Annotated in this window: 11 protein-coding genes and 3 pseudogenes; 10 read left to right on the top strand and 4 right to left on the bottom strand. The window is 32.1% G+C overall.

Annotated features, from left to right (window positions below; all coding sequences use genetic code 11):
• The first annotated feature begins 66 nt into the window (after positions 1 to 66).
• The 3 genes from BWZ41_RS05590 to BWZ41_RS08085 are packed head-to-tail and all read left to right on the top strand — an operon-like array spanning position 67 to position 2,086.
• Positions 67 to 1,224, top strand: coding sequence for an IS4 family transposase (locus tag BWZ41_RS05590; protein WP_158619486.1), 1,158 nt, complete (start codon positions 67 to 69; stop codon positions 1,222 to 1,224).
• Between the two features lie 14 nt (positions 1,225 to 1,238).
• Entirely contained in the window at positions 1,239 to 1,661 is a 423-nt protein-coding gene (locus BWZ41_RS08090) for a hypothetical protein (RefSeq protein ID WP_241653926.1), read from the top strand.
• 41 nt (positions 1,662 to 1,702) lie between these two features.
• Positions 1,703 to 2,086: a collagen-like triple helix repeat-containing protein gene (locus tag BWZ41_RS08085; RefSeq protein ID WP_241653925.1), complete on the top strand. Its 384-nt coding sequence runs from the start codon at positions 1,703 to 1,705 to the stop codon at positions 2,084 to 2,086.
• Here BWZ41_RS08085 and BWZ41_RS05580 read toward each other — a convergent pair.
• The gene (locus tag BWZ41_RS05580; RefSeq protein ID WP_158619486.1) at positions 2,058 to 3,215 is read right to left on the bottom strand and encodes an IS4 family transposase; all 1,158 of its coding nucleotides are present in this window, start codon (positions 3,213 to 3,215) and stop codon (positions 2,058 to 2,060) included. The two genes, BWZ41_RS08085 and BWZ41_RS05580, sit on opposite strands and share 29 nt — an antisense overlap.
• 67 nt (positions 3,216 to 3,282) lie before the next feature.
• Between BWZ41_RS05580 and BWZ41_RS05575 the strand changes: the two genes are divergently transcribed.
• The 3 genes and pseudogenes from BWZ41_RS05575 to BWZ41_RS07570 all read left to right on the top strand — a co-directional run.
• Positions 3,283 to 3,452, top strand: a 170-nt coding sequence (locus tag BWZ41_RS05575; RefSeq protein WP_206663882.1) for an IS3 family transposase, incomplete at its 5' end; no start/stop codon positions are given.
• 345 nt (positions 3,453 to 3,797) lie between these two features.
• Positions 3,798 to 4,256, top strand: coding sequence for an IS4 family transposase (locus tag BWZ41_RS05570; protein ID WP_143689522.1), 459 nt, complete (start codon positions 3,798 to 3,800; stop codon positions 4,254 to 4,256).
• 97 nt (positions 4,257 to 4,353) lie between these two features.
• A pseudogene (locus BWZ41_RS07570) lies at positions 4,354 to 4,461 on the top strand (baseplate assembly protein); the annotation flags it as partial.
• Between the two features lie 84 nt (positions 4,462 to 4,545).
• Here the strand turns inward: BWZ41_RS07570 and BWZ41_RS05560 are convergent.
• Complete coding sequence (locus BWZ41_RS05560; protein ID WP_241653905.1) at positions 4,546 to 6,561, bottom strand: coiled-coil domain-containing protein; 2,016 nt, start codon at positions 6,559 to 6,561, stop codon at positions 4,546 to 4,548.
• Positions 6,562 to 7,170: 609 nt separating this feature from the next.
• On the opposite strand from BWZ41_RS05560, the gene BWZ41_RS05555 reads away from it, so the two are divergent.
• On the top strand, positions 7,171 to 8,082 hold the full coding sequence (locus tag BWZ41_RS05555; RefSeq protein ID WP_143689657.1) for an ankyrin repeat domain-containing protein: 912 nt from the start codon (positions 7,171 to 7,173) through the stop codon (positions 8,080 to 8,082).
• A 354-nt stretch (positions 8,083 to 8,436) separates the two neighbouring features.
• Positions 8,437 to 10,719, top strand: coding sequence for an ankyrin repeat domain-containing protein (locus BWZ41_RS05550; protein ID WP_143689656.1), 2,283 nt, complete (start codon positions 8,437 to 8,439; stop codon positions 10,717 to 10,719).
• A gap of 221 nt (positions 10,720 to 10,940) precedes the next feature.
• Here BWZ41_RS05550 and BWZ41_RS05545 read toward each other — a convergent pair.
• Positions 10,941 to 11,802: pseudogene (locus BWZ41_RS05545) on the bottom strand (IS982 family transposase).
• Between the two features lie 216 nt (positions 11,803 to 12,018).
• The gene (locus BWZ41_RS05540; RefSeq protein ID WP_143689655.1) at positions 12,019 to 12,960 is read right to left on the bottom strand and encodes an Rpn family recombination-promoting nuclease/putative transposase; all 942 of its coding nucleotides are present in this window, start codon (positions 12,958 to 12,960) and stop codon (positions 12,019 to 12,021) included.
• 520 nt (positions 12,961 to 13,480) lie between these two features.
• Between BWZ41_RS05540 and BWZ41_RS05530 the strand changes: the two are divergent.
• Positions 13,481 to 13,692 (top strand): annotated as a pseudogene (locus tag BWZ41_RS05530) (WO male-killing family protein Wmk); the annotation flags it as partial.
• Positions 13,693 to 13,861: 169 nt separating this feature from the next.
• Positions 13,862 to 14,524, top strand: coding sequence for a JAB domain-containing protein (locus tag BWZ41_RS05525; RefSeq protein ID WP_143688996.1), 663 nt, complete (start codon positions 13,862 to 13,864; stop codon positions 14,522 to 14,524).
• Positions 14,525 to 14,612 lie beyond the last annotated feature (88 nt).

The following is a 14,612-nucleotide window of genomic DNA, read 5'->3' as shown; positions in this document are numbered from 1 at the left end:
CATAAGTGTTGAAAGTAGTATCAGAAAAGTATAAAGAACTGTTATTGCAAGAAAATGGAGGCAATAATGGATCAAATAGAAAGAGTACTAAATTTAATAAAAGATGAGGATTTAGAAAGGCTAGGAAAATTAAGTGAAGTAGATAAATGTAATACTAAATTGTTGGGCAAGATTATATTTAAAGGTCTAATGAAGTTAATATTAATGGGGCAAAAAACAAGCTTAAGAGCGCTAGAAATGGTAATAAACAGGTGTATAATGGATAAGAATAGCGATAAAAGTACAGTAACATACAGTGGTTTGTCAAAAAGGTTAAAAGTTATAAATCCAGAATATTTTAAGGGAGTATATATTGATTTGATGAGCAAGATTAAAAAGCTATTACCCCAAAAAACATCAAATAATTTACATAAGTTTGATTCGACAATCATAAATTTATCGGGATATCTCATAAAAGATGGGCTAAAAATAGGCGGTAAAAGTAACGACAGTCAAGTTAAAGTGAGTGTAGGATTAAAGGATCAATTGCCGACAAGTATAAGATTTTGTAAAGGACAAGAAGAAATTAGTGAAGATATAGCATTAGTGAGAGCCATTAATGAAGCTAAAGTTGAAAAAGAGGATATTTTATTATTTGATAGAGGAATCAGAAAAGTTGGAACTTTTGCCGAATTTGATGAAAAGGAGTACAAATTTATCACAAGAGTTAAAGTAGGAAGAAAACATGATGTTATAAGCAGGAACAAAGTTATAGGAGAACAAAAATCGGATGGATCAGAGATTTTAGAAGATATAATAGTTAATCTTTATCGTGCACGAGGTAAAGTAGCAGAAAAGCATGACCTACGTTTAATAAAAATTCGAAATAAGGCAGGAGATGAAATATGGTTTTTAACCAACTTGCTTGAAATGTTAGCTTATGAAGTAACAGAGCTATATAGGCGCAGGTGGGACATAGAGGTATTCTTTAAATTTATAAAGCAAAATCTTGGATATAAGCACTTTTTAAGCCATACTATGAATGGCATGAAGGTGTATATTTACATGATTATTATTACGGCTTTGTTATTTCTTGTTTATAAAATCAAAAATAATCTACACGGATTCAAAATAGCACTATTACAATTCACATTGGATCTTAATGATTCTTTTATACGTTCAATTGTTTTACTATCAGGAGGGAATTTACATGCCGTCAATCACCTTGTATCACTCCACTTATAGCACTTTCAACACTTATGGGGGATACCCCAAATGCTCAAGAAATTGCAACTGAATTAGTTACTAGTAAAAAAGCTGAGTTAGTGGAAGCAGTTCTTAATACAAAGGGTATCATAGGTAAAAATCTTGCAACTCAGATTGCCGATAAGATTAATATCCACTCGCAGGAATTTGTGAATAAAATTGATGCAGTAAAATTTACTGAAGGAGTAGTAAATAAACTTTCTTTAGAGGAAGCAAAAAACATTGTAAAAGATACTGTGAGTAAGGTAACAAGTGATGCCACAAAGAAAAATAATCCAGACTCTATGGCCTTCAATAAATATGAAAATTTTGCAGAAAAGCTTGCTGAACTACTTGTTCGTAGAAGTAGTATGAGCGAGAAAGAAGCTCAAACTCTTGTAAAAGATAAGGTAAGTAATTTGCTAAGTATCTTCTGATTCATAGTGATTTAAATGAGCAAATAAAAGCTCTAGAAATGGTGAAGAAAGAAATAAACGAGGAAAAATTAATTCAGTCCTTGCTTGATTATGCTCAATTAAAAGGCAATGCAAGCGCAACAAAAACAATAATTGAAAATATTGTTCATCAGTTCCTTGACACTAAAAAAGTAGGTGAACTAGGAAGAGCAGTACTAGAAGCAAAAGATAATCAAGGTAAAAAGATCTTAGTTAATGATCTGGCCTTACAAAAAGGAGTAGCAGAAGAGTTGAGAAAAAATCCTGGACAAACGAAAGGAGATACTGGAATACCAGGCACACCTGGACTAAAGGGTGATAAAGGTGTGCAAGGTGAAAGTGGAACGAAGGGGCCAAGGGGCATAAGTGTTGAAAGTGCTATAAGTGGAGTGATACAAGGTGATTGACGGCATGTAAATTCCCTCCTGATAGTAAAACAATTGAACGTATAAAAGAATCATTAAGATCCAATGTGAATTGTAATAGTGCTATTTTGAATCCGTGTAGATTATTTTTGATTTTATAAACAAGAAATAACAAAGCCGTAATAATAATCATGTAAATATACACCTTCATGCCATTCATAGTATGGCTTAAAAAGTGCTTATATCCAAGATTTTGCTTTATAAATTTAAAGAATACCTCTATGTCCCACCTGCGCCTATATAGCTCTGTTACTTCATAAGCTAACATTTCAAGCAAGTTGGTTAAAAACCATATTTCATCTCCTGCCTTATTTCGAATTTTTATTAAACGTAGGTCATGCTTTTCTGCTACTTTACCTCGTGCACGATAAAGATTAACTATTATATCTTCTAAAATCTCTGATCCATCCGATTTTTGTTCTCCTATAACTTTGTTCCTGCTTATAACATCATGTTTTCTTCCTACTTTAACTCTTGTGATAAATTTGTACTCCTTTTCATCAAATTCGGCAAAAGTTCCAACTTTTCTGATTCCTCTATCAAATAATAAAATATCCTCTTTTTCAACTTTAGCTTCATTAATGGCTCTCACTAATGCTATATCTTCACTAATTTCTTCTTGTCCTTTACAAAATCTTATACTTGTCGGCAATTGATCCTTTAATCCTACACTCACTTTAACTTGACTGTCGTTACTTTTACCGCCTATTTTTAGCCCATCTTTTATGAGATATCCCGATAAATTTATGATTGTCGAATCAAACTTATGTAAATTATTTGATGTTTTTTGGGGTAATAGCTTTTTAATCTTGCTCATCAAATCAATATATACTCCCTTAAAATATTCTGGATTTATAACTTTTAACCTTTTTGACAAACCACTGTATGTTACTGTACTTTTATCGCTATTCTTATCCATTATACACCTGTTTATTACCATTTCTAGCGCTCTTAAGCTTGTTTTTTGCCCCATTAATATTAACTTCATTAGACCTTTAAATATAATCTTGCCCAACAATTTAGTATTACATTTATCTACTTCACTTAATTTTCCTAGCCTTTCTAAATCCTCATCTTTTATTAAATTTAGTACTCTTTCTATTTGATCCATTATTGCCTCCATTTTCTTGCAATAACAGTTCTTTATACTTTTCTGATACTACTTTCAACACTTATGNCTTTTTTTAGTTCACTTAAGAGAGAGTTACTCATTGATACTTCACAACACTCTGCACAACAAGCTAAAACCGCAATATTTGAATATATAGAAATTTTTTATAATAAACAGCGTAGACATTCTACTATTAACTATTGCATTCCTGAGCTTTTTGATTCATCATTCTCATAGCAAAAACGTCTTAACTTTCTGTCTACTTTTTCTGGGTAAGGTCAGAGTTTTTATGTAATCCGTAATCGAACTAATAGAAGATTTATCTGTACTGAAATTGGAAAAACAGATTTGCAAACACGCATCACACAACTGCCAGTAAAGAAGAAAATTTCTCTAGAAGTTAATAAAGGTAGAAACCAAAGATCAAGGAAAGCTAATATTGAAGTTAAGTATATGAAAGCCTATCAGATCTTCTTCCATTTATGGATCAAAAGACACAGTGCATAAGATAAGTCCCTGTATATGTGGTAAGTGCAAAAGCTCCTGAAGGATTGGAAGCTATTGATTGGACTTTGCTGACTAATGTACCAGTTTTTAGATGCTATAGAAAGGATAAATTGGTATAAGCTAAGATGGAAAATTGAGGAGTATTTCAGGGTTTTAAAATCAGGATGTAAAATAGAAAGCTCTCGTTTAACTACAAAGGAAAGGCTACAGAAATTAATTGCTATAAAGAGCATTATTGCATTTAAAATTTTATATTTAACAAAAGTCGCTTTATCAAATCCCATGGAAACCTGTACTAAAATTTTAAGCAATGAAGAGTGGAAGGCCCTTTTCATACGTGAGCATAAAGTAGCTACATTGCCAGAAGAACCTCCAAACATAAAACAAGCTATTATTTGGTTAGGAAAATTAGGTGGATTTATGAATAGAAAAAGTGATAATTTACCAGGGGCTATGACTCTATGGCGGGGCTATGAAAATCTTAAGGAGAGCATAGTTATGCTTCACATCATGACCTCTCAAAATTGTGGGTAAAAGTGAGAGTAAAAGAAGGGAGAGTAACATTGAATTTAGAAGGTGTCTATCTTTCAGAAGGTAAGTTCATAAATATTAATGGAGTAGTTGTTTAAAAATGCAGCAGCCAAACATTATCGAACCACTGAACTTTGAAGAGATTTTTTCTCGGATGAAGGAAGAGTTAGTGAAAAGTTTTACAGCATTAGTAGAAAGTGACCCAGCGAGGCTTTGTTGCATGGCTACTAATGTGGAGGAATGATGGAAGAGATTTACGAGAAGACAAATTTGGTGACTTTCAAGTTGAAAATTAGCATTCCATGCTCTCTCTCAATCTATGGATTTCAATCCATAGTGGTTGAATACTATCTTTCTCACTAGGACATAGATGAATACTGATCTCTCCTACTTCAGTGGTAAAAGACATTTCAATGATATCTCCCGAGAACTCTGTATAATTTCTCCTTCCTTCTATGTTTTCAACTCTAATTATACTTTTTCCAACTTGAACTATACCAATATTTAGATTTAAATCTTTAGCTTTTTGATTATTGAATATCTTTGCAACTTCAATAGTACTATTTTGTGGGTAATCTATACAAAAATATCCATTATCTATTTCTAGTTCAAAGTCATGTTTATCAATTTGCTCACTTTTACTTATAATACTTTCAAGTGCTAACTCCTTCAGCTTTGAAAGGTTTGCTTTTCGCTGACCTAAGGTATCTTTATCTGAACAAATTACGTTTACTACATCTCCATGCTCTTCATCGCTAAATCTGTTTAAAGATGCACCTTCTGATATTATCTGAAATATTTTTTTCTTGTGTAAAAACTCATAAATTCGAGTAGTGTCAGCAGATAAATATAGCTTTGGGAATGTGTCAGCTATACGATCTATCAAGGACATATCAGATTTATATGGAAAAGTGAACATTATTCCTTGTTCCAGTGCTGCGCTTATAACTTTATCAAGTTCTTTTTCGCACTCCTCATAATCTTCTTCTCTACCAGAGTAACCTAAAATGTCCAGATAATCATGGATCTTATTTATTTTTTGCCAAATACTTTCATACTTTTCTTCTTCTCTTGTATTCAGTTTTACTTTCGCTAAAGAAAAAGAATCTTTTTGACGAATTAAAACAAAAATCTCTTTTTCTTTATGAATTATGGTTTCATCATAGAATAGTTGACTGTAGCGCCTACCAAAACTTTCATCATAATCAGGGCAAGGACTAACATTGTCACTTTCACTATCCGTTTCGTTCCATACTTCAATTGGGAAATCATTATTTTCAAGGTTTTCATCTTCACTTGTTCGACAATTTTCTGTTTTTCCATATAGCCAGGTTGATTTCTGGTCATCGCTACTTTCATCGTCAGCTTCATTCCATACTCCAATCTCGAAATCAGTATTTTCAAGGTTTTTATCTTCACTTGTTCGATAATTTTCTGCTTCTCTATCTGGTAAGGTTGATTCTTGGTCATTATTATCAATAATATGTTTAATTTTCACTTCAGGTACAAACTGAAGCTTTGCTATTTCTTTTCTTACGTTTTCTTTGTTTATTTCATCTGCAAGGGAGACTTCATTACTGATATAGAAATTTTTCTGTTTTAAACTCTCGTTTTCCTTATGCAGGCTACTGAATTCTGCAAATATCTCTTTAGACTCTGATAAGTAAATACACAATTGATCTCTTATATCATTAAGTTCCTTCTTTTTTTCTAGTATCTGATTTTCATAATTACCTTTCAAATCCTCTATACTGTTTATCAGCACTGTACTTTCTTTTTTTACTCTGTTTAACTCAGCTTCAGTCAAATCCAGTTTTTGCTGTAACTCTTCATTTATTTTGTCTGTTAACTGAATTTCATTCTTTGCCTCTTTTAATTGGTTATTTAAGTTCTTAATTACATCACTTTTGTTCTGAGTTTCTAATAATAATATTTCTACTTTCTGTTTTAGCTGTTCGATGTCTTGATCATTTTCAGTTAAACTTCTTGTACTTTTTTGTAATTTAACTTCAAGCTTTTTAATTTTCCCTTCTAGGGTTTGCATTTCTCTGGTAAGTTCACTTACTTCTTCGTAATACTCTTCTACTCTTTTCTTATAGTGTTTTTGTAACTCTACATTTTTTTTAAGATCAAAATTTTCTTGTTGTAGATTTTCTATTTTACTTTTCAAACTATCTATTGCCTGATTTTCTTCATTGATAATCTCAAATACCTCTTCAGGAAAATGTGCAAATTCACAAGATGAAATGCCTTCAAGGCCGTTACTACCAAATAAATTATATTGTACTACCTGCTTCGAACTAAACATACCTATACCCCCTACTAAAATAAACAAGTAATATATTGTATGCGCTATATATCATAAATACAATCGGTTTGAATATAATCTATTTACTAATTCGTATTGTGAATTTTTATAGAGTAGGTTTAAGTGTAAAATATTATAATACCATTAAAGCAGGTGAATAAAGCATAGTCTTTTTGAAAGGATAAATTTAATGAAAAGACCATACTAATTAGTGTTATAAAGAATTGAATTATTGACTCTTTTAAAAATTGCAAAAAAGGTCGTATATTTGTGAGAACACGTTGCGTAAAAATAAGGTTATAAAAATAAAAACGTAAGGTTATTGCAACGAAGTTAGTCAAGTAAGTTCGTATATAAATTTGGTGAAAGTAGGCTAAAATAGATAGTTTCGTGTTGTATTAAAATTACTATAAAGGAAAGTTCGCATAGGTTGCGTGGTAGACCAACCCATTCCAAAACAAATTATTCTCACGCTTACTGGTTTTGAGTGCTGAAAATGGTTGTATTGTTTTAGTTTTTAGTAATATAAATTATCAAATTAATAAACTTTACACTTATTATTAATATACTTACTATTAAGTAGTTATTATTAGTAATAGAAGGTAATATATGAGACAAATACAACAATCAGAATTATATGAACAGCTTGTGATTGCCATTGAAGCACAAGATTTAAAGGAAGTAACAAAGTTGATACAAGATAAAAAAGTAGATGTTAATTCAGTAGATGAAGAAGAGTGTACCCTTTTGCACAAGGCTGCTATAAAAAGATGCCCAAAGATAGTAGAAGCTCTGATAGAAAAAGGGGCTGATGTTAATAAAGTAGATAAAAATGGAAGAACTTTTTTGCATTATGTTATTGATAATGGTCATAGAGAGGTTTGTCAGACTATATTAATTCACATAGCAAAATTAGAAGCTATTGATTCATATATTAGTAAAGAGAATTTACAACTTATAAATATTTCAGAAGAAAGGAATAACAATTATTTACAGTATCTTCGAAATTGTAAAAAAGAAGTTCAAGTAATTAAAGAAAGAAATGAGTCATTATATAACTTGTTAAGAGAAAACGAGGTTAAGAAAATGCTTGGCATATGGGAGAAAAATGAAAATGTACGTAATGAATTTGATAATGAAGAGAGTTTAAAAAAGCAATATCCAGAATATGCTCATATTTTGATCAATAAGGCTAATGCAGTAAAAAAAGAAATTTTCTTGCATAACTATAAACCATTGATTGATGTTTTATCAAAAAATTATGAATGTAATTTAAAAAAAATGACATTTTATGATATAAATCAATTTTTTGGAAGATATGAAAATGACATTATAGTGGAGCTTGCGGGAATAGAAAAACCTCTTATTGAATTTGTGGATCTCAAAAATCTTGGAAAAAGAGAAGTTCCTAAACTAGAGCTATATGCATTTGTACAATCGATTAAAAACAAAGGCATAGATAGTAATCTCGAATGTTCAAATACTGAACAACTTCAAGAGTTACACAGGACTTTCAATTAAAAGAGGGGAGGACTACTGCAAAAACAAAGGACTTTCTTTTTGCTCAGTTCTTAAGTTTTTGCAGCAGACCAACGCATTCCAAGAAAAACTCTTCTCTCACTAGATGATTTTGGGTACTGAAAGTGGCCATGTTAACTCAATTATTATTGAATATTACTAATAAGTTAATAGCAATTCATTGCATAGAAAATTTTTAAATAGGGGTTGACAAGTTTTGAAGATGAAGTAATTTGATAAAAATATATTGAATTATTAATTTTTTATGTATAGTAAATATAGTAATGATACTTTTTTTCATACTACAAGATAGCTGTATTACTTCATTAAATTAGGTGGTTTTATATGGAGGACTAGGTGACTTTCGGTGCTTATGATAATGAATTACTTGCCGCTGTGGATAGTGGAGATGCTAATCGAGTTTCAGATCTCCTCGATAAAGGTGCTGATGTCAATGCTAAAGACAATGGTAGCTTCACACCTTTGCATTTGGCTGCCATTAATGATCATTTTGATGTGGTAGAAAAGCTTATAAAGAAAGGAGCGGACGTTAATGCTAAGAACAACAATAATGGCTACATTCCTCTACATTTGGCTGCCGTTAATAATCATTTAAATGTGGTAGAAAAGCTCTTAGATAACGGAGCTGATGTTAATGCTAAAAACAATGATGGTGATACTCCTCTGCACTTGGCTGCAAGATATGGTCACCTAAATGTAGTAGAGAAGCTTTTAGAGAAAGGGGCTGATGTTGATGCTAAAGACGATGAAGGCTATACTTCTCTACATCTAGTTGCTTTCAAAGGTTATTTTAATGTAATAGAAAAGCTTTTAGACAAAGGGGCCAATATTAATGCTAAGAACAATTATGGCGCTACTCCTCTGTATATGGCTGTTTTTAATAATCAATTAAATGTAATAGAGAAGCTTTTAGACAAAGGGGCCAATATTAATGTTAAGAACAATTATGGCGCTACTCCTCTGTATTTAGCTGCAAGATATGGTTATTTAAATATAGTAAAAAAGCTTTTAGAAAAGGGTGCTAAAGTTTATGATGAAAACAATTATGGCTTAACTCCTTTAGAATTAGCAAACAACAAAAACAATGCAGAAATAGTAAATCTTTTTGTATATTACAAAGATAAACGTCATTATACGTTGTTACATTATGCTGCTGGGGATAATAACTTAGATTTGGTAGATCTTTTATTAGAAAAGGGGGCTGATGTTAATGCTAAGGGCAGTTTTGACAATACTCCTCTATATTTGGCTGCCATTAATGGTCATTTAAATGTAGTAGAAAAGCTTATAGAGAAAGGAGCTGATGTTAATACTAAGAGTGGTTTTTGCAGTACTGCTCTGCACGAAGCTGCAAAGTATGGTTATTTAAATATAGTAGAAAAGCTTATAGAAAAAGGGGCTGATATTTATGCTAAAAATTGTGGTGGTTTAACTCCTCTACATGAGGCTGCTATCACTGGTCACTTAAATGTAGTAGAAAAGCTTATAGAGAAAGGGGCTGATATTAATGCTAGGAACAATAATGACGATACTCCTCTACACGAGGCTGCTAGAAATAATAATTCAGAAGTAGCTGAATTTTTTATGAGTAAGCATGCTGACGTTAACACTAAAAATAAAGATGATTGGACGCCTTTGCACTTTGCAGCTGCTTGTGGCAATTTGAATGTAGTTGAGCTCATTCTTGATAAAAGGGATGATGTTGATGCTATAGGGGCTTTAACCGTGGCAAATACGCTTAGTAAAGAAAACAGCTCAGAAATAGTAAGCCTTCTAGAGGAAAGAATAAGGAAAAATGAAGGAATTACGCAACATCTTAACTCACAAGGGAAAGGCAGCTCTCTATCAATAGATGCCCATAATCGCCGTAGTATTGCAAAAGAAGATGAAAATTCATTACAAAATGATGAAATAGGAGTTACAAGCGGAATAAGCAAGCCATCTTTATGGGTAAATATTTTTGCTTACACTACAGTAGATACTATAAAAAATGTTTTTCAATTTATATCTTCTCCTTTCAAGTCAGCTATAGAGATGGAACCTTCCAAAGCTGTGGCAATTCAAAGTAGTGATATAAATGGTACACTACTATTACTAAATATGTTTATAAGCAAAATTAAAGGTCAGCAGTACATTTCTACAGTGAATCAGTCTATATCTTTACTAGAGGTACATGGCTATTCATTAAATATTATAGAGGAATTTGAGAAAGTAGTAGATCAAGCTGCATTAAAAAGTGGCATATCAATGCACCGGTTAAATATTGATTATGTAGAAATGAAGAAAGAGGTTACTGCAAAAATCATGGGTGGTAAATTTAATGAGATTTCAGAGGTTTTAAGCTCATATGTAGAGAAAGCATGTCCTGGTAAAGAAGCTGGTAAATTAAGTCCGAAGAAATTTGAAAAGTTTAAGGCTCAATTTAATAAGGGTCTGCTAAATCAATCAATAGAGCACAACGGAGATGGTAGATTAGAAGTTGATAGTGCAAAGCAAATGAATTTAGAGCCTCAAAGTTATTTAAGTAATGCTTCCGTTCAAGGCAATTCAAAGAACAAAGTATCAACTTGTCTTTCTGAGATAGGAGTAACCAAGCTTGGAGGTAATATCAATAGGTAGGTTATAATATAAGAGGTAATATGCCAAGTAGTGGAAAATTTAAAGTGAGGGTAGCCAAAATAATTAGGGAAACAACCAGTAGCAAGTTTGATAGTCTTAATGCTAAAATGGATGAAGTAGACATTAAATGCTAAGTGATTAATGTATTTTCCATATTGAACTTACAGCACGTAGCTTTGATATAGAAGTTTGGGTAACGTTATGATAACCCCAACTATGGATTAGCCAGCAAAGAAAGGCATAGAAATAGAGGGCTTTTTCGACTGCATGGAATAGGAAATCAGAACAGAAAAAACATGAATTAGGAAATTTGTTGGCGATCTGTGTCTTGTGTGCTCAATCTCAAATTTGTTTTTCAAGGAGTCGAAAACAGTCTCAATAATCGATCTTTTCCTTAGTAAAATCTTCTCTTTAAGTGTAATGAGTACGTTTTTCATACCTTTTTTTACTTTAGTGACGAGTTTTAGGCCTCTATCGAAGAGTCTCTCAAAGAGCTCTTTCTTTATATAGCCCTTATCTCCGAACAAAAGTCCGGTCAGTCTTTTAGTAAGAATTGGCAAAGGTTTTCTGTCATCAACATTACCTTTAGTTAGAGTAAGAGCTTGAATTTCTCCAATTTCATTAATTACCAAGTGCAATTTGAAGCCAAAAAACCAACCGTATGTGCTCTTACTAATTTCTGCCAAACCATCAAAAACTTTGTTCTTGGAGATCCTTTTTTTGTGGCAAACAGCGATTGTAGAAGTGTCTATGTAAGGAATACCTGTCATTTTTGCTTGTTTGCAGAACCATTGCAAAAGTAATGCTAAATACCATAAAACTCGTGATTTAAGAGCGATAAATCGGTCATATGTTGGCAATTTAGAAAATTCAGATTTATAAAGCGGCAGATAAAGTAGGTAAAAAGCTTTGAAATTTTTGCAAGGGGATTGATGGTATAATAGAATTATGGTGAGAATTTCCGAAGTCTGCTACTCTAGTGGGTTTTCTGCCTTTTGATAGGAGCATATTAGCAAAATTATCATCGACTGTGCGACAAAAATCCTCGACGCAACAGTAAAGTTCTGTAATATCTTTCTTCATGGGTAACCTCTTAATTATTGCTAAAATACTCGAGCTTACCCTGTTTTCCTCTTCTTAGCTGCACTTTTATCTCTTTATTTAATCCATAGTTGGGGTGATAGTAATTTATATAATTCTTTGTGCAATCTTCATAGCTGTTTTAGATAGTTCACTAGATTCTTAATTAGGTGATATGTCGAACTTAGAGAAGGTTTTCATAAATGTTGAAGTGAATAATTATGTTTTTTCCTTGAGTTGTAAAATTTCAGAATGAGAGAGACCGGTAATTTGAGCGATAACATCTATAGAGACACCGGCCTTGAGTGAGTTTTTTGCAACTTCAATTTTACCTTCAATTTTACCTTCAATTTTACCTTTTTCATGGCCGATTTCGATGCCTTCTTGTCTACCTTCTTGTCTACCTTTTTCTTGACCTACTTTAAGACCCTCATCAAATTTTTGAGCTAAAGCAGCTACCTCATCCATTATGCGTTTTTTCATTTGTTCATATGCTAGTAACTCTTCTTCTGACCAATTAAACTTATTCATTTCTTCATAAGCTCGTTTTATTATTACGTCACTACCAACTATCTTATCTAGATCCTCTTCGTTTGTTTCTGCTGCATAGCGAAAAAAGTAACACCATTTTTCTACTATATTTTCTAGTTGGTCTTCTTTTGTCTTTGTAAATTTTGGTAGCTCTATGAATACGAAGTAAAAATCCTTCAAGTCATGTTCAAAGCTATTTTGATCTAAAATGACATGATTAGATTTGTACTCAGCCTTATCTGGAAAGATGATACAATCAGCAACAGCAATAAAGATAATTTCCTTGAGATTATGATAATTATCACCTTGATCAGCTTGACTTGAGTATGCTTTGGCAGCATAATACTGAGCACGTTTTTCGAAGCCCTTGGTCTTAGTGAACTGCATTTCTATAATATATCTTGAACCTTGAGAGTCTTTACAAAGAACATCGACAATACTCTGCTTTTTAGCGGCAATTTCAGGGTCCAAAATGGTAGCTAGGAATTCAACATCGTGAATAGCAGCTAAGCCAGTGAAGCCTAAAATATCGTTCAAGAAATGAATGAGAATATCTTTATTCTTCTCGGTGCCAAATATTCTTTTAAAGGCATAATCATTGCGAGCATCAAGAAACTTCGAAAGAGCCATGAGAAAGTAAGATAAAAAGCATTAATAATTATACACAATTGTGAAGAAATATTCAACGTTTTTGTGCTAAAGTCTATTAAGATTAGCTAAATTTCAAGAGTCGGCAAAAAACTACCTTCATAAATGACCCTAGAATGCTACCACGCACCTTAATGTTATATTTTATCATCTTTTACAACTCCCTCTATAAACCCCAGCGAATGAATTCATGAGCTATAAAGAGCTTAAAAATATTTATTTTCAGTGTGAGAGATTAACCTCCTAATAAAAACACGAGCCCAAAAGCTCAATTACGATTTACCTAGCATCGTGAGGACAGGTTTGTCAATCTCTCACACCTTACATTTTAAAATATTCAAAAAATAATATCAACATATTTCGGTAGCAAATTTACGTTGAATCTATATCCTGTAAGTATGGGCGAAAAAAAGAAGGTTACAATATATACAAATGGAGCATGTTCCGGAAATCCTGGGCCTGGTGGATGCTACTTGAACTAGTAGAAGATGCAGATGAAAGAGTAGTACCGAATTTAATTGAAGAATACAAAAAAATTGAAAGTCAAGTAATGCACTAATAAAATCATTGTTTAAAAGCATACAAATTTGTGAGGAGAAAATTAGAGAAGCAGAAAGAATCAAAATTGCAAAGGGTCTGGTTAAAACTGGAATTTCTATTAATATTATTTTGCAAACGATAGGCATCTCTTTAGACGAAATTCAACAAATTTAAGTAAAAAAATCAGTATCTATTAACATCTTTACTTCTTGATGAAAAAATAAGTAAAAAAGATTTAAAAATTGATTTGACTTCACTCGAAAGCTATGGCTCTATGCCAATGCTGATAAAAAACAGCAGTAAATATCTAAAAAAAGTTTGTTGTTAGTGAAAGGTAAATTATATGAATAATAATAAGAATAAAGAAGAAATAGAATTCAGAATATTAGAAAGCAAAGGCAAAGCACTACTTGATCGTGAAATAATGGAAACGTTTCTAAGTGCAGCACATGAAAGGCCACAAGCTCAAGAAATTGCTAAAAATCTGGTGAATACTTATGCAGGAGTAGGAAGGATTTTAGGCCGAGAAATGGATGACCTGAAAGTTATAGAAGGAGTAACTGATTCTGCAGTAGCAATGATTATGTGTGTTAAGGAAACACTAGAAAGGGTACTAAGAGAAAAGCTCAAAAGTGAGCCAATAATGGACTTACAAAGGCTAGTAGAGTACTTAAACGTAAGTATAGGCCACTCAGAAAGGGAATGTATAAAAATACTGTATTTGAATAAAAGGCGTCAATTAATCGGAGAAGAATCCTATATTGGTGAAATGGAAAAAGCACCAGTATACATAAAGGAAATTATAAAAAAAGCATTAATAAAAAATGCAACATTAGTAATAATGTCACATAACCATCCTGGAGGGAGTTTAGAACCATCAGAAGAAGATCAAGCAGTAACGAAGAGCTTAGCAGCAGCATGTAGTACTGTAAGTGTTAGATTGTTTGATCACATTATTATCACAAGTGCAGGCTATTTTAGCTTTCGAGAAAACGGATTGTTATAGCAGAAAGTATTTGCAAATCTACTCACTATAATTTATAATGAGTAATAGAGTGTATAAACTAAGGTTTGTATACTTAAAAAGTATTTTT

The organism is Wolbachia endosymbiont of Nilaparvata lugens, assembly GCF_007115045.1.
Taxonomy (GTDB): domain Bacteria; phylum Pseudomonadota; class Alphaproteobacteria; order Rickettsiales; family Anaplasmataceae; genus Wolbachia.
The sequence above is the reverse complement of the archived record's forward strand: the minus strand, read 5'-3'. Positions and strand labels throughout refer to the sequence as shown.